General features: G+C 37.7%; 27 protein-coding genes. 9 read left to right on the top strand and 18 right to left on the bottom strand.

Annotated elements, in window-relative coordinates; genetic code table 11:
* Positions 1–197: 197 nt before the first annotated feature.
* Complete coding sequence (locus GA0061081_RS09310; protein WP_091350237.1) at positions 198–2342, top strand: TonB-dependent receptor; 2145 nt, start codon at positions 198–200, stop codon at positions 2340–2342.
* Positions 2343–2444: 102 nt separating this feature from the next.
* Here the strand turns inward: GA0061081_RS09310 and GA0061081_RS09305 are convergent, their stop codons facing one another.
* Positions 2445–2774 carry a nitrous oxide-stimulated promoter family protein gene (locus GA0061081_RS09305; RefSeq protein WP_091350233.1) on the bottom strand — a complete coding sequence of 110 codons (330 nt, stop codon included), beginning with the start codon at positions 2772–2774 and terminating at the stop codon, positions 2445–2447.
* A 70-nt stretch (positions 2775–2844) separates the two neighbouring features.
* On the opposite strand from GA0061081_RS09305, the gene GA0061081_RS09300 reads away from it, so the two are divergent.
* Entirely contained in the window at positions 2845–3675 is an 831-nt protein-coding gene (locus GA0061081_RS09300; RefSeq protein ID WP_167349344.1) for a shikimate 5-dehydrogenase, read from the top strand.
* Positions 3676–3729: 54 nt separating this feature from the next.
* Here GA0061081_RS09300 and ycaO read toward each other — a convergent pair whose 3' ends face one another.
* On the bottom strand, positions 3730–5493 hold the full coding sequence (gene ycaO / locus GA0061081_RS09295) for a 30S ribosomal protein S12 methylthiotransferase accessory factor YcaO (RefSeq protein WP_091350230.1): 1764 nt from the start codon (positions 5491–5493) through the stop codon (positions 3730–3732).
* A gap of 126 nt (positions 5494–5619) precedes the next feature.
* On the opposite strand from ycaO, the gene GA0061081_RS09290 reads away from it, so the two are divergent.
* The gene (locus GA0061081_RS09290; RefSeq protein WP_180214330.1) at positions 5620–5976 is read left to right on the top strand and encodes a DUF4282 domain-containing protein; all 357 of its coding nucleotides are present in this window, start codon (positions 5620–5622) and stop codon (positions 5974–5976) included.
* 97 nt (positions 5977–6073) lie between these two features.
* Here the strand turns inward: GA0061081_RS09290 and tsaD are convergent, their stop codons facing one another.
* Genes tsaD through coaE form a run of 4 tightly spaced genes read right to left on the bottom strand, consistent with a single transcriptional unit; the run spans position 6074 to position 8702 of the window.
* A complete protein-coding gene (gene tsaD, locus GA0061081_RS09285; protein ID WP_091350227.1) occupies positions 6074–7099 on the bottom strand; it encodes a tRNA (adenosine(37)-N6)-threonylcarbamoyltransferase complex transferase subunit TsaD in 1026 nt (341 codons plus the stop codon).
* Complete coding sequence (gene yacG / locus GA0061081_RS09280) at positions 7099–7317, bottom strand: DNA gyrase inhibitor YacG (RefSeq protein WP_091350225.1); 219 nt, start codon at positions 7315–7317, stop codon at positions 7099–7101. The genes tsaD and yacG overlap by 1 nt, the downstream gene beginning before the upstream one ends.
* Before the next feature lie 37 nt (positions 7318–7354).
* Positions 7355–8092, bottom strand: coding sequence for a cell division protein ZapD (gene zapD, locus GA0061081_RS09275; protein WP_091350220.1), 738 nt, complete (start codon positions 8090–8092; stop codon positions 7355–7357).
* A gap of 4 nt (positions 8093–8096) precedes the next feature.
* Positions 8097–8702: a dephospho-CoA kinase gene (gene coaE / locus GA0061081_RS09270; protein ID WP_091350216.1), complete on the bottom strand. Its 606-nt coding sequence runs from the start codon at positions 8700–8702 to the stop codon at positions 8097–8099.
* Between the two features lie 245 nt (positions 8703–8947).
* On the opposite strand from coaE, the gene lexA reads away from it, so the two are divergent.
* Together lexA and GA0061081_RS09260 are read left to right on the top strand one after the other, a co-directional pair.
* Positions 8948–9574 (top strand): transcriptional repressor LexA, encoded by a 627-nt coding sequence (lexA, locus tag GA0061081_RS09265; protein WP_091350213.1) that lies wholly within the window; start codon positions 8948–8950, stop codon positions 9572–9574.
* A 62-nt stretch (positions 9575–9636) separates the two neighbouring features.
* A complete protein-coding gene (locus tag GA0061081_RS09260) occupies positions 9637–10026 on the top strand; it encodes a hypothetical protein (RefSeq protein ID WP_091350209.1) in 390 nt (129 codons plus the stop codon).
* Between the two features lie 140 nt (positions 10027–10166).
* On the opposite strand, the gene GA0061081_RS09255 is transcribed toward GA0061081_RS09260, so the two are convergent.
* From GA0061081_RS09255 to GA0061081_RS09245, 3 genes are read right to left on the bottom strand one after another with little or no spacing between them, the layout of a single operon-like run.
* Positions 10167–10877: an ABC transporter permease gene (locus GA0061081_RS09255; protein WP_091350206.1), complete on the bottom strand. Its 711-nt coding sequence runs from the start codon at positions 10875–10877 to the stop codon at positions 10167–10169.
* 6 nt (positions 10878–10883) lie between these two features.
* The gene (locus GA0061081_RS09250) at positions 10884–11567 is read right to left on the bottom strand and encodes an ABC transporter permease (RefSeq protein WP_091350203.1); all 684 of its coding nucleotides are present in this window, start codon (positions 11565–11567) and stop codon (positions 10884–10886) included.
* Between the two features lie 3 nt (positions 11568–11570).
* Positions 11571–12359, bottom strand: coding sequence for a lysine/arginine/ornithine ABC transporter substrate-binding protein (locus GA0061081_RS09245; RefSeq protein ID WP_091350199.1), 789 nt, complete (start codon positions 12357–12359; stop codon positions 11571–11573).
* 388 nt (positions 12360–12747) lie between these two features.
* Between GA0061081_RS09245 and GA0061081_RS09240 the strand changes: the two genes are divergently transcribed.
* The 3 genes from GA0061081_RS09240 (at position 12748) to GA0061081_RS09230 (ending at position 14526) form a co-directional block, all read left to right on the top strand.
* Positions 12748–13104: an ArsC family reductase gene (locus tag GA0061081_RS09240; protein ID WP_091350195.1), complete on the top strand. Its 357-nt coding sequence runs from the start codon at positions 12748–12750 to the stop codon at positions 13102–13104.
* Positions 13105–13117: 13 nt separating this feature from the next.
* On the top strand, positions 13118–14257 hold the full coding sequence (gene dapE / locus GA0061081_RS09235; protein ID WP_091350192.1) for a succinyl-diaminopimelate desuccinylase: 1140 nt from the start codon (positions 13118–13120) through the stop codon (positions 14255–14257).
* Positions 14258–14334: 77 nt separating this feature from the next.
* Positions 14335–14526 (top strand): YpfN family protein, encoded by a 192-nt coding sequence (locus GA0061081_RS09230; RefSeq protein WP_091350188.1) that lies wholly within the window; start codon positions 14335–14337, stop codon positions 14524–14526.
* An 8-nt stretch (positions 14527–14534) separates the two neighbouring features.
* Here GA0061081_RS09230 and cysZ read toward each other — a convergent pair whose 3' ends face one another.
* The 7 genes from cysZ to GA0061081_RS09195 all read right to left on the bottom strand — a co-directional run bounded on the left by cysZ (position 14535) and on the right by GA0061081_RS09195 (position 21272).
* A complete protein-coding gene (cysZ, locus tag GA0061081_RS09225; RefSeq protein ID WP_245176389.1) occupies positions 14535–15380 on the bottom strand; it encodes a sulfate transporter CysZ in 846 nt (281 codons plus the stop codon).
* A 102-nt stretch (positions 15381–15482) separates the two neighbouring features.
* The gene (locus GA0061081_RS09220; RefSeq protein WP_091350185.1) at positions 15483–17510 is read right to left on the bottom strand and encodes a GNAT family N-acetyltransferase; all 2028 of its coding nucleotides are present in this window, start codon (positions 17508–17510) and stop codon (positions 15483–15485) included.
* Between the two features lie 3 nt (positions 17511–17513).
* Positions 17514–17969, bottom strand: a complete 456-nt coding sequence (locus tag GA0061081_RS09215; RefSeq protein ID WP_091350181.1) for a DUF441 domain-containing protein — start codon at positions 17967–17969, stop codon at positions 17514–17516.
* Positions 17969–18679 carry a phosphoribosylaminoimidazolesuccinocarboxamide synthase gene (gene purC, locus GA0061081_RS09210; RefSeq protein WP_091350174.1) on the bottom strand — a complete coding sequence of 237 codons (711 nt, stop codon included), beginning with the start codon at positions 18677–18679 and terminating at the stop codon, positions 17969–17971. Before purC ends, GA0061081_RS09215 begins: the two co-directional genes overlap by 1 nt.
* 72 nt (positions 18680–18751) lie before the next feature.
* Positions 18752–19501, bottom strand: coding sequence for an outer membrane protein assembly factor BamC (bamC, locus tag GA0061081_RS09205; protein WP_091350171.1), 750 nt, complete (start codon positions 19499–19501; stop codon positions 18752–18754).
* Positions 19502–19538: 37 nt separating this feature from the next.
* The gene (dapA, locus tag GA0061081_RS09200) at positions 19539–20417 is read right to left on the bottom strand and encodes a 4-hydroxy-tetrahydrodipicolinate synthase (RefSeq protein ID WP_091350169.1); all 879 of its coding nucleotides are present in this window, start codon (positions 20415–20417) and stop codon (positions 19539–19541) included.
* Positions 20418–20513: 96 nt separating this feature from the next.
* Positions 20514–21272 (bottom strand): Nif3-like dinuclear metal center hexameric protein, encoded by a 759-nt coding sequence (locus GA0061081_RS09195; RefSeq protein WP_091350166.1) that lies wholly within the window; start codon positions 21270–21272, stop codon positions 20514–20516.
* A gap of 202 nt (positions 21273–21474) precedes the next feature.
* Between GA0061081_RS09195 and rnt the strand changes: the two genes are divergently transcribed.
* Positions 21475–22149, top strand: a complete 675-nt coding sequence (rnt, locus tag GA0061081_RS09190) for a ribonuclease T (RefSeq protein WP_209435399.1) — start codon at positions 21475–21477, stop codon at positions 22147–22149.
* Between the two features lie 104 nt (positions 22150–22253).
* Here the strand turns inward: rnt and GA0061081_RS09185 are convergent, their stop codons facing one another.
* Positions 22254–22580, bottom strand: coding sequence for a Grx4 family monothiol glutaredoxin (locus tag GA0061081_RS09185; RefSeq protein ID WP_091350279.1), 327 nt, complete (start codon positions 22578–22580; stop codon positions 22254–22256).
* Between the two features lie 774 nt (positions 22581–23354).
* Positions 23355–24740, bottom strand: a complete 1386-nt coding sequence (locus tag GA0061081_RS09180; protein ID WP_141683363.1) for a hypothetical protein — start codon at positions 24738–24740, stop codon at positions 23355–23357.
* Positions 24741–25067 lie beyond the last annotated feature (327 nt).

The raw sequence follows: 25067 nt of genomic DNA, 5'->3' as shown, positions 1-25067 counted from the left end.
TACCTAGATTTTGATTAAGTGATTATTTTAAATTTTGTTTCTAATAATAACAAATTTTTATTTTTATATATATCTATTAGTGACTTAACATTATTTATAAATGGGTATCTTTTTATTTACATCGTTAATGATAATGGTTATCATTTGCATTATTACTAAAAATATCAAATTTTTACTGATATAGGAAATGATAAACAATGAAATTAAACGTAATCAAGCTTTATAAACCGACGTCATATATTGCAATGTTAACCCTTTGTTTTAGTGCTGATACTTTTGCCGAAGAAAACCGGACATCTTCTCATGACACCATTATCGTGACAGCTGATCGTAATGAAAAAAGCATATGGGACAGCGCTGTATCGGTTAATGCGATTAACCGTGATGATATTGAAAAGCAAAATGGTGATTCTGTTGCCGAGGTATTACGCGATATTCCCGGCGTTGAAATTACCGACAATTCGCTAGCGGGTCGTAAGCAAATTATGATTCGTGGCGAAGCACCATCGCGCATTTTAATGTTAATTGATGGGCAAGAGGTGACCTATCACCGCTCAGGACACGGTTCTGGAGCAGGTGTATTAATTGATATGGAATCAGTTGACCGGATAGAAGTCATTAAAGGTCCTCATTCTGTCCTTTATGGTTCACAAGCCATCGGTGGTGTGGTTAATTTTATTACCCGAAAAGGTAGCAAAAACGGAGCTCTCCTTAATGGTGATGTTAAAGTTGTTTATAACCAATCAACTAATGGCTTTACCGAAATGGGCACGGTTAATGGCACAATGGATCAGATTTTTGATTATCGAATCAGTGGCACTCATGCCCAAAATAACGATCGTAAAGCTTATCAAGGCAAACTTCACAATACTGATTTCGGTAATGATAGTTTAAGTTCATGGTTTGGAGTTAATTTAGATAAGCATAAATTTGGACTTGCACTCGATCATTATAGACTTGATACTAAAACTTATTTTGATAAAGATAGTAACGCTCCTTCAATTAAAGAATTTTGGGTCAAATTACCCAAATTGCAACGTGAAAAAATTGGTCTATTTTATGACTATAATATTGATAGTAATGTCCTTAAAAAGCTACATTATGATGCCTATGCACAAAAAATGAATCGTGAATTTAGAAATCATGTTGTTGTGTCACCAAGACCTATGATCAAAGTTAACACCAATACAGCCACAAACGATGAACAAAAAACTTATGGCATGACATTTCAATCCGATTTTATACCACATAAAAACATGAAACTAATTACCGGAGCACAATATCAACAAGATAATGTTGATCAAAATTCACATAACTCGTTGGTATCCAAAATGCCATCACCAAGAGCAAGCTATACTCAGCATAAATATTTAGCGAATAAATGGCAACAAACTAGTGTTTCTTTATTTGGACAGAACGATTGGGCAATAACTGATGATATATCTTGGAACATAGGCGCTCGTCAATATTGGGTTGAATCAAAACTCAAAAATGGAACAACGTCCCTAAATAAAATACCCGTTATAGGTCGCCCATCTACAACTTATACTATTGATGGAAAAAAGAAAGATCGCGATAACAATTTTGTTGTGTCGTCTGGATTAACCTATTCTGGCATTGAAAATACACAATTAAGAGCCTCGTTTGCACAGGGCTATGTTTACCCAACACTTTCACATCTTTATGCAGTTACCTCGGCATCAACCCAAACACTTTATGGTAATTCAAATTTAAAACCTGAAAAATCAAATAACTATGAAATAGGCTTGCGCTACAATAACAATACTTGGTTAGTTGATAGCGCCATTTATTATTCTGCCGCTAAAAATTATATTACTGAAATGAGTTGTAATGGTTCGGCTATTTGTGATGGTGCATCAGGAGCTAATTTTAATTATTATAATAATGCTAACAAAGCCAACACTCATGGCTTAGAATTTAGCATAGAATATCTTGATCTAGCTTTTATCCCTTATGTTAAAGGCAATTATTTGCGACGTCAGATAAAAACTGAACGGTACACCACTTATGATTCAGGCAATCCGCGTTTTATGGGGAATGCGGGTATCAAACATACAGCTTATTTAGATTTGTTTGATATTGATTCTGATCTATTTATGCGATTTTCAACAAAAGCAACTCGCCGCAGTGATTCATCGGTTTACCGTTATAGTGGTTGGTCAACCCTAAATTTATCAACCATCACTTCATTTGGCACCAATCGCCAATACCGGATTGGTTTAGATATAAATAATATATTAAATAAAAACTATACAACCGCTTACGAAACCATACCTGCAGCAAAATTCCATGCACTACTTAGCGCAAGTATGAAATTTTAACACCTCAAAGATATAATTTAAGATAACAATCAAACCTATTCCATCCATTACCCGTTACTCTTTTTATAATTAGCGGGTAATATCACTGAAGTCAGTAGCCTATTATTTACTCAACAAATTCTTATAAAGATGCCTAAAAGCCATTACTGGATGATAGATGATCATCCTTGGGCCGGCATAGCGCATAACTTGTTTTATTTTTTGTTTATAATCCTTACGATAACAATGTTTTGGGCAACGCTCACAGGTTGTTTTGGCTTCACCAAAACGACACATTGTTAAACGTTGCATAGCATATTGCAATAGATCATTGCATTCATTACATAACTGGTAACGTGAGGTGTGATGATTTTGGTTGCAATATAAATAAATCATTGCACTCACTGTTGCTTTTTCTTGCTGTATTTTAGGACCAGTATTGTTTGCAACCATAAGACATACACATTAATGAAGAAAGTGGTAAAATAAAATCACCAAACTATGATTACAAGGATTTATTGTAATGGCAAGAATTATCAATAAAGACACGACTGTTTGCATGTCCCTTTCAGCCAGACCAAGCAATTTCGGTACTCGCTTTCATAATTATTTGTATGAAAAACTCGATCTTAATTACTTATATAAAGCCTTTACTACCAATAATTTAAAAGATGCAATTTATGGCATTAAAGCCTTAGCAATTCGAGGTTGCGCCATTTCAATGCCTTATAAAGAAGCTTGCATAGAATTTATTGATGAATTAGATGACTCGGTAAAATCTATTCAATCGGTCAATACGATTGTTAACACAAACCATCATTTAAAAGCATATAACACCGATTATATTGCGGTTGCCAAGCTCATTACCGAAAATAAAATCGATAATACTACACCATTTGTGTTAAAAGGCAGCGGCGGTATGGCTAATGCGGTGATTGGTGCTTTTTATGATGCAGGATTTAAAAATGGCATTATTGCAGCGCGTAACCAAGCAAAAGGCGAAGCGTTGGCCAAACGCTACGGTTATAAATGGGTCAAAAATGAACAAGACATATTGCCAAAACAAGCCAAACTGATTATTAATGTGACTCCAATTGGTATGCTTGGAGGTGTTGAATCTGAAGAGCTTGCATTCCCCTCTATCATGATAGAAAATGCCGATATTGTGTTTGATGTGGTTGCATTACCCGTTGAAACACCAATGATAAAATATGCCCAAAAGCTAAACAAAACCATTATTTCAGGTGCCGACGTCGCGGTGATTCAAGCTCTTGAACAATTTGTGTTATATACGGGCGTAACACCTAGCGAAGAGTTGGTGAAAAAAGCAGGTGAGTTTGCAAGACAAGGCTAAATAGTGTTATTCATTCCACTGAGTATATCGGTGGAATGAATAACAAATAGGTTATCACATCACCTGATGTAATTTGTTATACACAGCTAATAATTTTTGATGCATAGCAAATTGTGCTAAATTATCATTAGTCGCTTTATCGGCTGTAGCAGAGTCAGCCAAGCCCAAAAATGTTTTTTCGCCATTAGCGTATTGCCACATATCGTCAACACAAGCTTTACCATACATTTTATTAAATGCAGTTCGATAGTTGTTAAACTGTTTTTTGTCACGTTGCAAAATAAAGTTAACCAGCGTTTGCAAGCAACGATAATCATGATTGCGCTCTGGAGTAAATATAGACTCATTCATTTCAACTGTCCAATCAATCCATTGTTGTGCTTGCACTAGGTCTTTACCTGCCAATGCCAACATTGCTTTTAATTCACCAACGCGCAGTGTAAGCCAAGCATTATCGTTACCGGTTGCAATGCCAAGTAGTTCGCGAACACGTGCATAATCATCAAGACCTTCATCATCAAGCTGTTCAATAATGGCTAGGTACTGTTTAGCAGTGCGTTTTTGATAAGGTAACGACAAAATAAGATCACGCAGACCAATTGCCATATTGCTATTAGCAATTAAAAGATCTTCAGGGGGATAGATTTCCGACATACCAACGGCTAAAATTCGACAAGCATAAACGCCAAGATGCTCATAGTCCATAATTAACACTTCGGTGTTATGACGGGTAAAAATAGCCATTAAATTAGCAAATTCTTGCTCGGTCGTGCCTGAAAAGTCCCAATCGACAAATTCATAATCAGCTTGCTCATTAAATAGATCCCATGAAATCAAACCGCTTGAATCAATAAAATGGGTTTCTAAATTGCTAAGATCAGCAATATCATCATTATCAAAACTTGGTGGTGAAAATACATCAAGATCTTTTAAACTACGCCCTTGTAATAGTTCAGTCACAGTGCGTTCAAGTGCAACGCCAAAATTTGGATGTGCACCAAACGATGCATAACATGTTCCATTTTGCGGATTAAATAACACCACACAAATAACCGGAAACTCACCGCCTAATGAAGCATCAAAACAATAAAGTGGAAATCCCTCGCTTTCAAGCGCCTCAATGGCAGCTAAAACAGCGGGATAGCGATTAATAACTTCGGTTGGAATAATCGGTAAGCTAATGGCCTCGGCAATAATTTTGTTTTTCGTATAACGTTCAAAAATTTCCGATAACCCTTGCACTCGCGCTTCATTACGAGTATTTCCTGCTGACATACCATTAGATGCATATAAATTAGCAATTAAATTAACGGGCACATAGACCGTTTGCTTATCAGACTGCTGCTCAAACGGTAATGCGCAAATACCTCGCTCGCCATTACTTGATTGTAAATCAATTAAATCAGTTGCACTTAACTCATGATCGGGATCATAAAATTTAAGTAGTTTTTCAGATAATAACCCTTTAGGGAGGGAATTATCTTCAGGAATAGAGAACCATTTTTCGGTCGGATAATGCACAAAATCAGCATTTGCAGCTTTTTTGCCTAAATAAAAATCGGAAAAAAAGTAATTGGTTGATAATCGTTCAAAATACTCTCCTAATGCTGATGCCAACGCCGCTTTTTTGCTTGCACCTTTACCATTAGCAAAACACAGTGGGCACTTTGTATTTTGAATATGCACTGACCACACATTAGGCACAGGGTTGAGCCAAGAAGCTTCTTGCACTTCTAAATCATATTTTGTTAATTGTTGCTGAAAATAGTTAATGGAATCTTCAAGGGCTGCATCTTTGCCTGGGATATAAGTTTTCATAGTTAATCTCAAAATAATTTTATGTTATAATTTTCGATTCTTATCGCTTTTAAGAATTTATCACTTTATACGCAAATATAAAAAAATAGAAGTAATAAAATTAACCTACCTAAATAAGGAAATAAAATGAACAAAAAATTTGATTTTAAAGATCTTACCATTAAAGATTTTTTCTTCTTTAATAAAATGTTAACACCTTCATTTATTACTATCGTGTATTGGATCACATTAATTCTTATTGGCTTTAGTACATTGACTATGATATTAGGTAGTTTTGCTTTATTTGCTTATAGTTTTACTGCAGGTTTATTTACCTTTTTTACTGGTATTATTACCTTTGTTGTAGGATTTGTTTCAACTCGTATTGGTTTTGAATTGATTTGTGTGCTATTTAATATTAATCACAATATTCAAAAATTAGCTAACGAAAAAACAGATTCCGAAAAAACGGAAGAATTGTCTAACACCGATACTATTAATTAATAGTATTGATTCAACTATATAGGCAAAAAAGCGGGAACTAGTTCCCGCATTTTTTTTGCTTTTGTTGTAATCTATATTTTTAAATCAAAATAATCGGTTAACTAGCATTAAGCTCGCTAAGAGGCCATCTTGGTCTAACATTGATTGCTAAATCTGAATACTGCTTTGCTTTTAAATGAATCATCCCCGCGTAAGCAATCATGGCACCATTATCGGTACAAAATTCGAGTCGTGGATAATAAACCTGTCCTTTACGCTGATGCATCAACTCAGTTAACCTATTACGCAGTGTTTGATTAGCGCTTACTCCGCCGGCTATCACTAAATTTTTAAATCCAGTTTGATCAAGCGCTCGCCGTGATTTAATTACTAATGTATCAACCAAGGCATCTTCAAAGGCTCTAGCAATATCAGCTTTAGTTTGCGCATCAATAATATGATTATCACTATGTTGATGAATGATATTGGCAGCGGCTGTTTTAAGGCCTGAAAAACTAAAATCCAGCCCAGGACGATCAGTCATCGGTCGAGGAAAATGAAACCGAGCTCCATTACCCTGCTCAGCTAATTTCGACAATTTTGCCCCGCCTGGATAATCTAAACCAAGTAATTTAGCAGTTTTATCAAAAGCTTCGCCTGCTGCATCATCAATGGATTCGCCAATAAGTTCATATTGACCAATACCTGTTACGCTAATAAGCTGTGTATGCCCACCCGAAACTAATAATGCAACAAAGGGAAATTCAGGTGGATTAGATTCTAACATTGGCGCCAATAAGTGCCCTTCCATATGATGCACAGCAATAGCAGGTACATTCCACGCATAAGCCAGCGAACGACCAATTGATGCACCGACCATCAAAGCACCAATTAAGCCTGGACCTGCTGTATAAGCCACACCAGCAATATCTGCTGGCACCACATTTGCTTCTTTTAATGCTGCTTGAATTAAAGGTACGGTTTTACGAATATGATCGCGCGATGCTAATTCAGGCACCACACCACCATAATCAGCATGCAATTTAATTTGTGAATAAAGTTGATTGGCAAGTAAACCATTGGCATCATCATAAATAGCAACACCTGTTTCGTCGCACGAAGTTTCAATACCTAGAATCTTCATTAATGTTTACCTGCAAAATCGGTAAGGTCTTCTTCACTCCAAAGATCTTGTTCAGTAATGTCTTTATCGGCAATGCGATGTTCCTCAGTTGCCCAATCGCCTAAATCGATAAGCTGGCAACGCTTGCTACAAAATGGACGGTACGGACTATCTTTACTCCATACAACTTGTTTTTGGCAAGTTGGGCAATTGACATATGTAGTGTTATCTTTATTCATTGTGACTCTTTTTTTTTAAAATTAGTATTTAGCAGTACTAACAACAAGCTAATTCAAATTCAATACTATCGCTATTCACGTTATCACAAGTATCAAGCGGTAAAAACCGAATGCTATAGCGTGACATATGACCAGACACTTGGGGATAGACATTTTTATCTAACGAAACCCGAATACGAATTAAATTAACATCACCATTGGTTTCTTGAAAAAAATTATTAGAACAAATAAATGGTTTAAATTCACCCATTTGTCTAATTAATTGCATATAGCATGTTAGAGATTTATCTAAAATTGACAAGTGTTGTAACCAATTTTCAACTTGAATATTACGCCTTTCTTGCGGAATTTTTAACCATAAATGGAACAAAGGCAAATCAAAACTACAACAACCTCCGGGGATCGTTAAACGTTGGCGAATAGCAGTAATAAAACGGTCGTCTTTTAATGGTTGCCCTAGGCGGGTTATCAGATTAAATTGAGCTAAAAAATAATCAAATTGGTAAATCAAGTTGTTAAGTAAATCATAGTCAACACCATCAAAAGTTAGCCACAAGATTAACTTTTGTTTTTGTGATTCAAGTTCTTTAATCAAATCACCTTTTACATCGTTACGTTCAATAATTTCTAATAACTCAGACAGCGCGTGAAAAAAAATCAACGCATTATTTTGATCAAACTGGCAATGCCTATTTAATTGATTTAACAAAAATTCAACACGAAGCCAAGTACGCATTTTTTCATTTAATGGATGTTCAAAAATAATGTTATTCATCAATCTAAATCTTACAATTAAAGTTATCTAAATATTGTTGATGCAATAAATTAACTTGTGCAGTTAGCCTAGCTAAATTATCATCATTTACAATAATATCATCAGCATAAGATAAGCGCTTTTTTAAAGACACTTGCGACAATATCATCTTTTTTGCTAATGACTCACTAATATTATCTCTTTTTACTAATCGCGCCAATTGTAACGACTCAGGAACATCAATGATTAGCACACGATCAGCCAGCGTATGCAAATTGTTTTCAATCAATAACGGCACAACCCAAATTACATAGGTTGTATTTTGCATAGCAATTTGTTTTTGAGTTTCTTGTTGAATAATAGGATGCAACAAATGATTAAGCCACAGTCGTTCGTGGTCATTATTAAATATAATTTCACGTAGCTGACTGCGATCAAGTTCGCCATTAGCAAGCAAAATTTCTTGGCTAAAGTGCTTAACAATTTGGTTAAACGCATCACTACCGACTTGCACAACTTGCCTTGCAATAATGTCTGCATCAATAATAGGTACGCCCAATTTGGCAAACAAATTGGCGATAGTACTTTTACCACTGGCAATACCGCCACTTAGTGCAACAACATAAGGCATAAGGCAAATTCCAATTCAACAAAAACAGGGCATCATTATAACATATAACTAGGTTGATCATATAACGTAAAATACAGACAAAAACTTAACAATTAATGGGATATTTATCGATAGTAAATTCGTAAACTTACTCACGTCAACGGAAAATTTATCGCCTACTGTCAAATAAATAGAATAAAACAGTTGTTTTATATCATTAGCTGTATATAATCACATATATATGTATATAAAAACAGGACAAAGTAATGAAACCGTTAACCGAACGTCAACAGCAGATTTATGACTTAATTAAAGACAATATACAAACCACAGGTATGCCACCGACACGTGCTGAAATTGCCCAAAAGCTAGGATTTCGATCTGCCAACGCGGCTGAAGAGCACCTTAAAGCGCTTGCTAAAAAAGGCGCGATCGAAATGATCGCCGGCTCATCTCGTGGGATTCGTCTTTTACTTGAAAGCCAAGCTGAACAAAATGAACTTGAAGGTTTACCCCTAATTGGGCAAGTAGCTGCTGGATCGCCTATCTTAGCGCAAGAACACATCGAAAGTCATTACCAAGTTGATCCGTCACTATTTAAACCCCATGCTGATTTTTTACTAAGAGTACATGGTATGTCAATGAAAGACATCGGTATCTTAGACGGCGATCTATTAGCCGTACATAAAACTCAAGATGTTAAAAATGGTCAAGTTGTTGTTGCTCGTATTGACGATGAAGTTACCGTTAAACGCTTATCACGCAAAGGCAAACATGTTCATCTGCTTGCAGAAAATAGCGAGTTTTCTCCCATTGAAGTCGATTTAGAACAACAAAATTTTGCTATTGAAGGGCTTGCCGTTGGCATTATTCGTAATGGCTCTTGGATGTAATAATGTAGATGTATAAACAAAGATGGTATAGAATAGTAAGCAATAAAAAGTAGGAGATTACTATGTGGCTATTTTGGTTATACGAAGGTTTAGCATTTGTTGCAATCATATTGCTCATTTTTGGATATTGCCGTTTTAGAGGAATTGGTTTTTGGTCCCTCATTTGGAAATATTTAAAATGGTTCTCTTTAGCTGTACTTATTGTTTGGTTAGCCATCGCAATTCTTTGTCGAGTTGACTTATATAACGCTGCTCACTGCTATTTTAGAGGTGAAAGTATGCATGCAAACACCAAATATTCTATCTTTTTAGGTGAGTGCCAAGTTGAAACACCTAGTGGCAGTTATGTTCCGATTGAGCGAGCTAGAGCATTACCAGGTTCAAGTAACCATGATCACGATGATGACCACAGCGACTCCGGCTCTACAAGTGAATTCTATCCTGTAAATTAATGTATTGAAAATAAATAAAACAATCAAAATCCGGCAAATGTTATTACAATTGTCGGATTTTTGTTTAAGTAATAAATTACAATCTAAATGATGAGTTGAGAGTGGATAAATCGGCAAACCCAATAAAGTTATCCATTGTTTTATTCATTAACTTTCTGAAAAGCCAAGCAACGCTGCTCTAATTTTTTAAAACCAAAAATTAACGTAAAGCTAACACAAAGATAAATCACCGCAGCAATCCCAAAGGCATGAAAAGGTTGATATGTTTCAGCATAAATATCACGTGCAATTTTCATTACATCTGGCACTGTAACCGTAAAGGCAAGCGCCGTTGAATGCAGCATAAAAATCACCTCGTTACTATAAGCAGGCAATGCAATACGAAACGCTCTTGGCAAAATAATATAACGATATAACTGAAAACGGCTAAACCCAAGTGCAGTTGCAGCTTGCATTTCGCCTCTAGGTACATTGCGCATGGCACCAGCAAAAACTTCAGTAGTATAAGCGCAGGTATTTAAAGTAAAGGCTAACACCGTGCAATTTAAACCACTTTGAAAAAAGTCACCCAGCCAAGCATGATTTTTAACCACACTCAATGTATAAATGCCAGTATAAATAATCAGCAACTGTACATATAAAGGCGTGCCCCGAAAAATATAAGTAAACAGCCAAATGGGTAATTTAATCAGCTTATTTTGCGAATTTCGCCCTACTGCTAACCCTAGCGACAAAATGCCACCCATTAAAACTGATAGAATCAAAATCCACAGCGTCATCGCCAGACCAGTGATATTATAACCATCACTCCATAATAGTGCTTGCCAATATTGTTGAATAATTTCTAGCATGAGTTCTTATAACTTAGTTTTGATTGTGCCAATGGAATAACGCCGTTCCAGCCACCATAACACGATATTCGATATTGACGTAAAAAACAGATAAAATGCCCCTGCGATTAAGGCAAACAATAAAGGTTGGTACAAGGCTTCACCTGCGTTTTTAGTGGCTTTAACTAAGTCTGATAATCCCAGTAACGACACCAATGCCGTGGCCTTTAACACCACTAACCAATTATTTGCAATGCCCGGCAAGGCAAAGCGCATCATTAAAGGAAACATCACATAACGAAACACTTGGACTTTACTAAGCCCAAGTGCCGTTGCCGCCGCTAACGTATTTTTAGATACAGCAAGATAAGCCCCTCTAAAGGTCTCGGTAAAATAGGCGCCGTAAATAAAGCCTAATGTAAAAATACCAGCCATTAATGGATTCACTTCAATAAAAGAGGCATTAAAATAATCGGTAATATTATTAACCAAAAACTGCAAACCAAAAAATATTAGCATCATTAGCACTAAATCAGGCACACCTCGAATTAACGACGTATAAGCCTGACAAAGCACATTACACACTTTTGAATCGGCCAACTTGCCCAGCGCACAAACAATGCCAAGTAGCATAGCTAACAGTAGCGATGCTAGTGCTAAAATAATGGTTAGCCATGCCCCTTGGCAAATTAACGAAATATAACCTTGCATGGTTTATTTTTTATTACCATACACATTAAAATCGAAGTACTTATTATTAATTTTTTGGTAAGTGCCATCGGCTAAAATCGCTTTTAACGCTTGATTAAAGGCTTCGCGTAATTCATTATCGTTTTTACGAAAGCCAAGACCCACCCCCACATCAAAATAGTTAGCATCTTTCAATTCATCGCCAGCAAAAACAAAACCTTTACCTTGTGGCTGTTTTAAAAAGGCATAACTTCCAGTAACTTCGTCTTGCAATGCCGCATCTAAACGACCCGCCACTAAATCCGAAAATACTTGCAACTGATTTTGGTAAGGGACAATTACCACGCCATGAGGACGCCACATTTCGTTGGCAAAATGTTCTTGTGAGGTACCTTGCTCAACCCCAACGCGCTTACCTTTTAACGATTCAGCATTAGGCATTAAATTAGTACCTTCTTTAACAATCAAACGCGAGTAAGTCATAAAAATCTCGTCAGAAAATGCAATCTGCTTTTTACGCTTTTCGGTCATCATCAGCGAAGAGGAAATCATATCAATCTTTCTTGATAATAACGAAGGGATCAATGCATCAAAGTCGGTCGATTGAAAGGTGCATTTAATGTTAGCCTTTTCACATAAGGCTTTAGTAATTTCAATGTTAAATCCTGTAATATTACCGTTAGCATCAATAAAATCAAAAGGCGCATAAGATGTATCAGACCCAACTTTAATCGATTCAGGCAACGCGGCATAACTTGTTATAGGTAAGCTTAAACACCCCAAAATGGCTAACGCTTTTAATAAATTCTTCATAATTTATCTTCCTTCGTTTTTAGCTAAAGGCATAATATAGCGCGTTATGTTGTATTTTTATAATAAAAAAAAGTTATTATTGTTGTCCAAAAAATTAAAATTACTTAACTGTAAACACAAAAATAAAATTGTATTTGTAAATTAAAACACCACTTTTTAGCCTAAAAAACATTAATAAAATCAATACCTTTTCTGACCGATTTTTGTGCTATTTTTATTCTTGTAAAACATAGCTGAAAACGTTATCAATGCGGTCATTTTTGCGACTTAGCATATCCCCAATAATTCAACCACATCAAAAATATAAATTAAAACACCCCCCTTCGATTTGCGGCCCCCAGCTTATAGCTGTTATAATTTCCTCATCTTTCAAATTAGGATCACCTTTATGTACACCATTTATGGCATTAAAAACTGCAATACAATGAAAAAGGCCTTTACTTGGCTTGATGAGCATCACATCAATTATCAATTTCATAATTATAAAACTGATGGGCTGTCAGAAGCACTTTTAGATAGTTTTTTACAATTGGTAGACTGGCAAAGTTTGCTTAATACTCGCGGTACCACATGGCGTAAGTTAGATGAGTCTGTCCGTGCACAGGTTGATAATGAGCAAGCTGCAAAACAGATCATGTTAGCCAATCCTTCCATTTTAAAACGTCCTTTGCTTATTGATGGTAAGCGTGCTTTGTTAGGTTATTCAGACGAACTTTATTCCCAATTTATTTCACAATCTAAATAAAATCGAGACCATTATGACTGAACCTGTTATTGCGCTAACCAAAGCACTCATTGCTGAAAAATCGATAAGCCCTGACGACAAAAACTGCCAAAAACTTATTATTGAACGATTAAAACCACTCGGTTTTATTATTGAAGAAGTCAATATTGGGCAAACCAAGAACTTATGGGCCTATCATGGCGATGCTACCGGCAAAACTTTGATGTTTGCTGGCCATACTGATGTCGTACCAGCAGGTGATGAAAGCAAATGGCTTTATCCGCCATTTTCACCAACGATTGATGAAAATGGCATACTTTATGGTCGTGGTGCATCGGATATGAAAAGTGGTGTTGCTGCCATGGTTTGTGCAGCAGAAGATTTTGTTAAACAATATCCTAATCACACTGGGCGCATCGCCTTTTTAATCACCTCAGACGAAGAAGCCGATGCAAGCGATGGCACAGTTAAAGTGGTCGATCTACTGATGAAACGCCAAGAGCGCATTGATTATTGTATTGTCGGCGAACCGTCGAGCGATACAGTGCTAGGTGATCAAATCAAAAATGGCCGCCGCGGTTCACTGACAGCCAATTTAATTGTGCATGGCATTCAAGGTCATGTGGCTTATCCTCATCTTGCTGATAACCCTGTGCATCGTTTTGCTCCTGCATTAAATGAACTGGTTAATACTGTTTGGGATGAAGGCAATCAATACTTTCCACAAACGACAATGCAAATAGCCAATATTAATGGCGGCACAGGAGCTGAAAACGTCGTGCCGGGTGAGCTTCGTGTACAATTTAATTTCCGTTATAGTAGCGAATTAACCGACGCAGACATTAAAACACGCGTTGAACAGATTTTACAAAAACATAATGTAAACTACACCTTAACTTGGCGGTTATCAGGCCACCCATTTTTAACACCACAAGGTGATTTAACCAACGCGGCTGCTAGCGCTATTAAGGAATTTACCGATATTGATACCAAACTATCCACCAGTGGCGGCACATCTGACGGACGCTTTATTGCCAAAATGGGATGCCAAGTAATTGAGCTTGGGGTACTTAACAAAACCATTCATAAAGTGAACGAAAATGCCAATTGCCAAGATATTATTACCTTAACCGCAATTTATCACCGCATTTTAGAAAAATTGCTGTTAGTATAGTATTGCTAGCATCGTGTTATTGGCATGTATGATTGCTATAGTTGGATGATTTCGATTTTAACTTAAAGGAGAACACGATGGAGTGGCTCAAAGATTATTGGTGGATAATTGTCGTTATTTTAATTGGGATTTTTATTAATACCATTAAGGCACTAAACCGATTGAGTTATAAAGCGTATCTTGAAAAAAAGAAAGGGATAAAACCTATCCCTTATCAAGATGACGACGATGATGATTGGCCGTCAACAAATTCAACGAAAAAAAAGTAATACTTCCCTTAACGAAAATCTTGGCTACCGCTGTCAAATAGTGCTTGATGACGGTAGCGATCAACCCACATTGCCGTTGCGCCACAAACTGCAATAGGCATAATAATTAAATTAAGCACCGGTACCATGGTAAAAAAGCTGACTAACATGCCAAAAGTTAAATTATCGACCCGATCTTGTTTAAGTAACTCACGCATACGTTGAAAAGTGATTTTGTGGTTATCAAAAGCATAATCGGCATATTGGATATTAATTTGCCAAGCCGTAAATAAAAACCAAATCACCGGCGTTACTGATTGCCCAATAACAGGAATAAAATAGGTCAACAGTATCGGAATGGCCCATAATAAATAATTAATCAATTTTTGAAATTCGCGACCAAAAACCCGCGGAAGATCTTTAATAATGCTAATCCACGATGTATCAACTGCTGGCATCCCTGTTAACTGCGCTTCGACTTGTTCAGCTAATAAACCATTAAAAGGTGCGGCAATGATATTTGTCACCGTACTAAAAAAATAACAAAACAAAATCACCAGCATTAAAATCACAATAAAAACTATAATATAGCCCAACCAATGTAACCAACCCGGCACATACGATAACCCCCAATCCACCATGCCAGTAATAGCAGTAAAAAACCAATAAAATAGTGCCGACATAACTACAATATTGGCAATTAATGGTAAAAAAACAAATCGCTTAATCCCCGGACTAAATGCTAACGACCAACCTTTAAAAAAGTATTCAATTCCTGTTGTGGGTTGACGTTTTGGATTGTGGTTGTTTGATTGGTTGTATGTTTGATTTTGCGAATAGCGATGTTGCATCTGATTTTCTAATTTATTATGCATCACATTCAGTTCCTTTTAAATTAAAACGAATTGAGTTAAAACAAATTCAGTCAAAACATGATGACTATTGTAAACATACCGCTTGATAACCTGCAATGGTGATCAGCTATCTTTACTGACTATTTCGGAAAATATTGCATTACTAGCCTGCTTTGCTAACCATGTTTTAACTTCATGTTTAACAGCTTGCATTAATGCATTTTTACCTGCAAGTTGGTATGAATCAATAACTAAAGGCTGATTATTTTTGCTTTTTAACAGTGCGGATAAAACAGGAAAAGAGGATACTTGAGATGATTGTTGGTGTATTTGTATATACCTATTTAATCGACATAATGCAGCATAACTGGCTTCGAATGGCCGATGATAGTGAGCAAATCCAGTAAGTTCATCTAAATCATTGACATCTAAATCTAATGATAATAGCCAACCGCCATCGCTGATAATCATATCGTTAAACGGTAAATCAATGATATCCTTCAGCCAATAGGCGTTACGCTGTAGTTTTTGTTTTAATTTATGGGTTAATAGTTCTCCAGATCGGGTGATTGGTTTAAGCGCCATAACCGAATAACTGCCACTACTAGCTTGTTTATGGCTGCTTACATGAACCAAGACAAAACCACAAGCTGTCCAAAATTGATAATTAGACGAGCTATAAGCAAAACTGACCGACACAAAATCTTTATTTTGCACTTTGGCATGATCACAAATCGTCTGCACCAGTTGTTTTGCGATATGCTGCCGTCGATAATCCTCCATAACCGCAATGCGGTTAACGCGAACTGAGCGCAACTTAGCCGCTAACCGTTCACCAGCATGAGCAACGAGCGATTGCGCCACTAAATTGCCTTTAGGGCGGCGTGTTCCTTGCCATACTTGGGTTATTAGGTTATCAGGCAAATTCCCCTCGGTAAGGGTAAGTGCCGCGGCAATTTGTTTATTGTCTATTGTTGCCTGCCAAACCGACAAATTTTGCGCATCAAACAGACGCCTTAAATCGATTAATGTGGTTTGATAGTGAGCCATTTTTAATAGATAAAAGATCGATCTTAAGGAATCAACATCATTGCGTTCAACCGTTGAATATTGGATTGATGATAGGCCTGTAATAGGATTATCATCCTGAATTAATAAGCCATTAAGTAATAGCCGATCACTAAATTGCTCTAGCATATCACCTGCCTGCCAACGAATCGGGGTGTGTAGATGAAAATATTGGCATGCTTTACCTGATAGCAATTTCAACAAAAAGCCCTGTCCAGTACCTTCATATCCGTCAACGGTGGTGGTTAACAATATCCGACAATTATTGGCAATTGCCAGTTGTAGCAGTTTTTCGAGCATAGGTAACGGAATCATGGCTGCTTCGTCAATAATGAGATAATCAGCAAAATCAATCTTTGACTGCAAAATTAATTCATCAGGTGCAAAAAATGGCGTATCGGGCTTAGCAAAAGCAAAAAAGGTCGTCAATGCTGATTTATTGGGCGCAGTGACAATACTACGTTGATAATGGCTAAACATTCCTGCTAGTGCCGATTTACCCCGTCCGCGTTTAGCAACTAATACATTTATGGGCTTATTGCTATTTAATAACTGTTTTAATGTGGCTTGTTGTTCGGCTAAATCACAAGGATCATCGCTCATCACTAGCAAAGATGATGTAACGGATATAGCGTTTTTTGGCAAAGATGTTGAATTGATTGACACACCAAATTCGGCCAAAGTTTGTATTAAATGTGCAACAAAATTAGGTACAGTAATCGGATTTTGGCTTTCGTTCCAGCGCAAGCTATCTTGATCATACCAAGTGGATAGATTCTTAGGTAATAACAAAACCAACATACTACCTTTGACTAGCGTGCCAACCAGCATGGCAAAAGCATCAAGATTAAATCCTACCGTTGCATCAAAAAGAGCATGTCGATACTGCTGGCCTAATAGTTGTTTGGTTTGATGGGGCTTGAGTACGTTGGCAATTAACGAACTAGGCAAATAATCAGGCTGATAGGTAACAGTTACCCAATCACCAACGTTCTGCTCAAGGATGGAGCTCAATTGTTCAAATAATTGCGTGCTCTCACCCTGTAACACCCATAGCATTCGGGTGCTGTTGGGATTGTGCATAAACTAACTTTTCCCAATTAATAGCGATAATATACCGGCAGCAATCAGTGGACCAACTGGAATGCCTTTGAAAAATGCAACACCAATTAGCGTGCCAATAATTAAGCCATTGATAATGGTAGGATGTGCACCAATGAGCGATATACCACGCGTACCAAGCCACGAGACTAAAATACCCACCAAAATAGCTAATAGTGATTGCCAAGTAGTAAATGATTTAGCAATATCACCAATTTTTAACGATCCATCGGCCAATGGCACCATCATCGCGGCAGTTAAAATAACAATACCGATAGTTAAGCCATATTTATTTAAAAACGGGAAATAAGTGTCAAGCGGCGTTAATTTAAACAGTAACAATAACAGTACAGCAAATGTCACTGTGTTATTATGAGTTAAATAACACAGTGCCGCTAAACCCAAAAGAAGAAAAAAAGAGATATCAAACTGCGCAAACATTACAAAGGCACACCAATGCGTTTTGCCACTTCTTCATAAGCTTCAATCACTCCACCCAATCCTTGACGGAAGCGGTCTTTGTCCATTTTTTTAAGTGTGGACTTTTCCCACAGGCGACAACCATCAGGTGAAAACTCATCACCTAAAGTAATTTCGCCTTTAAATAAACCAAATTCAAGTTTGTAATCAACCAATATCAGCCCTGCTTTATCAAACAAATCAGTCAAAATGGTATTAATTTTAAAGCTGAGTTCTTTCATTTTGGCTAATTGCTCATCGCTAGCCCAACCAAAGGCTTTACAGTGTGATTCGTTAACCATTGGATCGTGCAATGCATCATTTTTTAGAAATAATTCAAATGTAGGAGGATTTAAAACCTGACCTTCTTCAATCCCTAAACGTTTAACTAAAGATCCCGCTGCGCGATTGCGCACTACACATTCAACTGGCACCATTTGCAATTTTTTAACAAGTACTTCATTGTCAGATAATAAGGACTCAACTTGAGTTGGAATGCCAGCTTGGCGCAATTGCGTCATAATAAAATAGTTAAATTTATTATTCACCATGCCTTTACGATCTAACTGCTCAATGCGTAAACCATCGAATGCTGATGTATCGTTGCGAAACTCAAGGATTAGTAAATCAGGGTTTTCGGTGGTATATACCGTTTTTGCTTTACCACGATAAAGCTCAGCCAACTTTTTCATGTTTATAACCTTATATCAAATTGCTTATAAATAATTAAGGAGCTATACGCTCCTTAAATTCCAAACTTATTCTTAATTTGTACTGCTCACGGCTGTTGCTGGTTTTTTACTTTCGGCCTTATTTTTTTCAGCTTCTTTATCTTGTGCTTTTGGCGGCGCTACACGCATTGAATCTGGTGCAACATCATCCATAATGTCATTAAACAAACCGACAACATAGCGTTGAACTTCAATTGGTTGTGAAGTTAAATCGTCAGTGCCACGAGTTAACGACGTGATCAAAATAGTGATTGTTTCGGTATCACCTAGCAATTGACGTTTAATTGAATAAGAAGCCTCAACCGCTTGCTCTTCATCCGCACGGATTATAAAAGCTTTATTTGTTTGAATAGCGTTGCTATCTTGGCTAGCGATTGAAATATTTCTTTTGCTTAAGCTATTAGGAATGCGTTCCCACACTTGATTACTTAATGGTGCATTAAAGGTAACTGAACCACTATTATAAACCGCAAAAGCATCTGGCACTGTTGGGATTGGTAAACTTGGCGGTCTAATATCCAATTGTTTGCCTAAATTGCCTTTAATCTCGGTTTTATCAACATAAAAGTCACTTGTTGCAGTTGGTACTGAAACGCCTTCGGGAATGATTAACGGTTTTAAAGAGGGAGATTGAAGATAATCTTCGTTACCTTCGACTTCGCGCTTAAAGTTCTGATCACTACCACAACCCGCAAGGAACAAAGAAGCCACAACGGACAAAATCGCCGTTTTTTTAAGGACATTGCTTTTAAATAAGGTTCTGTTCAATGTATTATTTAACATAGATATCTGCTTTTTAATTAAAGGTTATACAAAACTATTACAGTAAATTTGCCTCTTTTAACGCTTGCTCAACCGCTGGAATTGACGAAGTGCTTAGCGATACCAGTGGCAACCGAATTGTTGCGCTTTGCATTAAACCTAATCTTGCGCAAGCCCATTTAGCTGGCGTTGGGTTGGGTTCAATAAATAAATTATGATGTAAAGTCATCAAAGTATCATTTAAACTGCGTGCCTCTTTAATTTGGTTATTAACCACAAGCTGACAAACAGTTGCAACGGCTTTGGCTGCTACGTTGGCAGTGACCGAAATCACTCCATCGCCACCTAAAATCATAAAGTCTAAAAATGTTGAATCATCGCCACTTAATAATTTAAAATCAGGACCGACCAATTTGCGAGTTGGGTAAACTCTTGAAAGATCACCTGTTGCATCTTTTAACGCAACAATATTTTTGATCTTCGCTAAACGCCCAACGGTTTCAGGTTTAATATCACTACTAGTGCGCCCAGGTACGTTATATAAAATCTGTGGCAATGCAGTGCTTTCGGCAATAGCTTTAAAGTGTTGATACATGCCTTCTTGTGTTGGCTTATTATAATAAGGCGCAACAGTTAAGCAACCGACAACACCGATATTTTCAACCCGACTGGTTAATTCAATAGCTTCCTTCGTTGCGTTTGCACCAGTACCAGCAATAATAGCAATACGCCCATCGGCATAATCAATTGTTCGTTTTATAACATCGATATGCTCATGGTGATCAAGCGTAGCCGATTCGCCAGTAGTACCGACCGAAACAATACCCGATGTCCCATTAGCAATATGGTATTCAACCAATTTTTTTAAGCTTACGTGGTCAACGTTTCCTTTCGTATCCATGGGAGTAACAAGTGCAACCAGACTTCCTGTAAACATAAAATGACCTCTCACATAATCGGTTTATAACATAGGGTAAAGAATAAAAAATCTGCGAATAAGTATGCGATATTTCTAAGGTAAATTCAACTTTTGTTATGCAGGATTATCAATATCAACAAAAATAACCTCAACACCATAACTACTCGCTAACCATTTCCCTAGTTTTTCAATACCATAACGCTCGGTTGCATGATGCCCTGCCGCATAGAAGTTAATACCATATTCGCGTGCAATATGAATGGTGCGCTCTGACACTTCGCCAGTAAAAAAGGCATCCACGCCCATTTGCGCTGCTTGTTCAATATAATCTTGTCCACCACCACTGCACCACGCAATGCGCTTAATCACTTGAGGTGCGTTATCACCACAAAACAGCACTTGCCGTTTATTATTATGTAACAGTTGCTCAAGCTGGTGTTTAAATTGTAAAGCTGTGAGTGGAGTATTTAGTGTGCCAGTAAAAAGTAAATCGATGATATCATTACGCTTATCGACCGAAACACCCAATAAATTAGCCAGCTCAATATTATTACCCAAAATGGGGTGACCATCTAACGGCAAGTGGTAACCATATAGATTAATATCGTTAGTTAATAGTGTTTTTATTCGTTGATATTTAATGCCGGTAATGGTTTGTACTTCATTCTTCCAAAAATAGCCATGATGTACTAGCACGGCATCGGCTTGTAGTTCGACTGCTTTATCTAACAATAACTGGCAAGCGGTCACGCCTGTCACAATCTTATTGACTTGCGCACGCCCCTGCACTTGCAGTCCATTTGGTGCATAGTCCCGATAACGAGCAATTTGCAACTCGTTATTAATAATCTGCTCTAATTCTAAGTGATGCATAATCTGCTCGGTTTTAAAATCATCAAAACATAGGGGATAATTATAATCGCTTTAGCTAATAAGCGCATCTACTCGTTTATCTTAATGTGATTTGCATAAAACTTAGAGAAAATAGATTAACAACAAACGCTTAAAGCCAATACTAGGCGAACCGTTTAAAAACTGGCATAATAGCCTTTTTTGACAAATAAGATAAATTGTTGTGCCAAACGCCAAATTATGTGAACGCTTTCGTGGATTTTATCCCGTTGTCATTGACATTGAAACCTCAGGATTCGATTCAAAACTCAACGCCATTTTAGAAATCGCCGCCATTACCTTAAAAATGACACCCGACGGCTGGTTAGAGCCAGATCAAACCTTGCAATTTAATGTAACCCCATTTAATGGAGCCATTTTAGAGCCCGCGGCACTCGCCTTCAACGGTATCGATCCTGACAATCCACTGCGCGCTGCCGTGGACGAAAGGCAAGCCTTAGACGAGATATTCAAAATGGTCAGAACAGGCATAAAAGACAGCAACTGCACGCGCGCGGTAATGGTTGCACATAATGCGCACTTTGATCACAGCTTTTTAATGGCAGCGGCTGAGCGCTCAGGCATCAAGCGTAACCCTTTCCATCCATTTGCTACCTTTGACACTGCATCGCTCAGTGGTCTAGTTTTTGGGCAAACGGTGCTAGCCAAGGCTTGCCAAGTGGCGCAAATCACCTTCGATCATAAACAAGCCCACAGCGCGCTATATGACACGCAAAAAACCGCTATACTTTTTTGTAAAATTGTTAATCGACTTAAATCGCTTGGGGGATGGCCTTTAGCGGCTATAGATAGTGAAACAGAGACACAACAAGAACAGAACCATAACAGTGCGCAATAAACTAAAAACGAATAAACAGATAAATACAATCGAAAATTAATTTACTCGTAGTATAACTCACACAAAAAAGCGCGCTAAAGTTGCGCGCTTAATTCGTCGCTTAATTAAGATTTATGCTTTTCAGCAGTTTGCTTAATAAGCGTTTGCAATTCACCAGCTTGAAACATTTCTAACATAATATCACAGCCACCTACTAATTCGCCTTCCACCCATAATTGTGGAAACGTTGGCCAATTAGCAAATTTAGGCAATTCGGCACGAATATCAGGGTTTTGTAAAATATCAACATAAGCAAATGGCTCGCCACATTGCGATAAAACCTGCACCGCTTGAGCCGAAAAGCCACAACTTGGCAATCTTGGCGATCCTTTCATATATAGAATAATCGGGTTTTCAGCAATTTGTTTTTTGATTTTATCGAGTGTTGTCATTTCGGTTGTCATGCGATTTCCTTGGTAATTTATTGTAATAATGTAAGCTATTTTAACGCACAATTGGGCTTGTTCCTACTGCTATCTTATAAACGAATTGCTTAATGGAGGTTTTTAGAGCAATTTATGGAGGCGTTGTTTTTGTGAAAAAACAGACAGAAAAAACCTTAATAAAATCAATACCTTTCCTGACCGATTTTTGCTATGTTATTTTTCATGGGGTGTCGTATGGTTGTTTTTTAACTTTGTTTTGAGGGCCAAGTCAGTTGGTGTTTTTTGATATAAGCAAAATCAAAACCTTTCGCACCCCAGTTGGGAAGTTACAACCTAAGATGCGTATATCGCTGATTTAACAATATCCCCTTACTTTCGTCCTTTTTATCAGCAAGCTTGCGTGACAATTTTAGGCTGAAAACCTTGGGTGATAAATAAATGCTGTGTTAGTAGTGCTCATTTTATTGTTAGGCATATTATTCCAAGCATTTAATAGATGCCATTAGTCGAATTAACACCACTATGTTAAAGTACACAGCAAACACTTATCATTACCACCAACTGCTTGGTTATTCTTATTTATTTTGCCCTTGAGCCATCGAAAGCCACGCTTTCAGCGTAGGCGGCGGCGTGGGCGGCGCGATTGTAGCTTCACCACAACAACGCAACCCTAAGGGAAAACGCCCAACTTATGCGGGGGCGTTATTCTTTGATAAATTATCCTCTATCTGCACCATAACCGCCCCCGCAGCCTAAGGATTAAGGACTAAGAAATAAAAGCTAAGGTGTGGTGCAAACAGCGTAAACGGTATCGGCAAAGTTATTGCGGCCAACTCTGCCGTTGCCCCCGTTGACAGCGAAGCCTTCGCTACTACTTACTACGTCGCTCGTCCAGTAGGTGTTGGGGACGAACTCCGCACCAGAGTAATTAATCATGCGGCCCCACTCAGTGAAAAACCCTGCACCTATGTGACGCATATAAGTATTATTAGATGAACTAGGTGTGGCGCCGACAGAACCTTGACACCAACTTCCTGAATTTTCACCAGAACAAACCGCATTGGTTAAATCTCTTACCCTAGCAAGACGATAACCCAAATTACTACACCAATTGGAGACCCTAGACCGGTTACCCGTAGAAATACCCCGATTGACGAACCACTGCTTTAAGACAAATCCATACTTCACCCCATTACCATCACTATCCCTACCCACCAACTCAAATGTCTGTGGCAAAGTGGGTACATCTAGAGGACTAGGATAATTTGAACGTATCCGAGCACTATCCGCCCTAGGACCACTTAACTTAACTCGTGCGACAACTTTTCCCCTATCAACACTAGGAATCCAACTATCACTAGGTGTAACACTTGTCACCGTAGCTGTTATATTACCATTCGTGACAACAGACCACGTCAACTGACTTGCATTAATTCCAGTAGGCACCTCTAAGTCAAAATACAACCCATCAGCACCCGTTGTCGGAAAATTTTGGTCATAAGATGATGAACGCGTTGACTGAGTTAAAAAACCTTTTGTAGGACTCCATATGTTAGATGGGCCTGCGTAGCGAGGGTTGTCGTTAGAATTGATACCAGTAGTACCACCATATAACAAATTCGGCCTTGCCGACTGCATAAAAACCAAACAATTTGCATTTGGTTTGAAATAATAATACTCCCTGTCATTAGTGGTTGAAAATACACGTCGATTTGGCACGCCATACTGTGTAGTTAAACTAGCACCATCGAGGTTTAAACCTATTGTTACCCTATAAGGCGCCTTACATGCATCTAATGTATCATTAAGGCCTACAGTATTTCCATTCTTATCCTCTAATGAAAGCCATAAAGTCCCTGTCGCCGTTACACCATTAGTACCCTGTCCATCTCCATCATCATCTCCCCAATAATGATAAGTATTGACTAAATCATTTAAACGCACAAAAGTGGTCGATGGTGGAAAAATAGTCTTTATATCAGCAAAAGTACGCCATGTTGATAATACTATTGGATTTGTTCTACTTGATGTATTCGTTGACGGCGAGACCTTTGCACCATGAGGCAACGTAATGGCGAACAACGATTCAAGGTCTGTTACCTTGGTTAGGCCTCCATCAGATGTTAAATACGGCCCACTCCCCTCAATAACCCTTGAGGTTTGCACTGTTAAGGCCTGTACACCAAATGAACACAACCAAAACAATAACGCCGCAATCCATAGCGGAGACTTTGATAAGAACGATAAAAGATTGAAACTCTGCCTCGACAACAACCCTACCGATAAACTCGGCGAGTTCACTAAGCTAGATAATTTCGGTGATAAAAATAAGAATGGAGTCTGATTTTGACTACGATGATATTGAAAAAGATTTAGGGCGTAGGTTTGGCAGGCCAGATGCCAGATGCCAGATGCCGATTATGATAGCGCATTTCGATTATCCTGTCAAGTAAATTTTTGTTTTATTTGGATTTTTTGTAATTGACTGCTCAG

This window comes from Gilliamella bombicola (genome assembly GCF_900094945.1).
Lineage (GTDB): Bacteria > Pseudomonadota > Gammaproteobacteria > Enterobacterales > Orbaceae > Gilliamella > Gilliamella bombicola.
The sequence above is the reverse complement of the archived record's forward strand: the minus strand, read 5'-3'. Positions and strand labels throughout refer to the sequence as shown.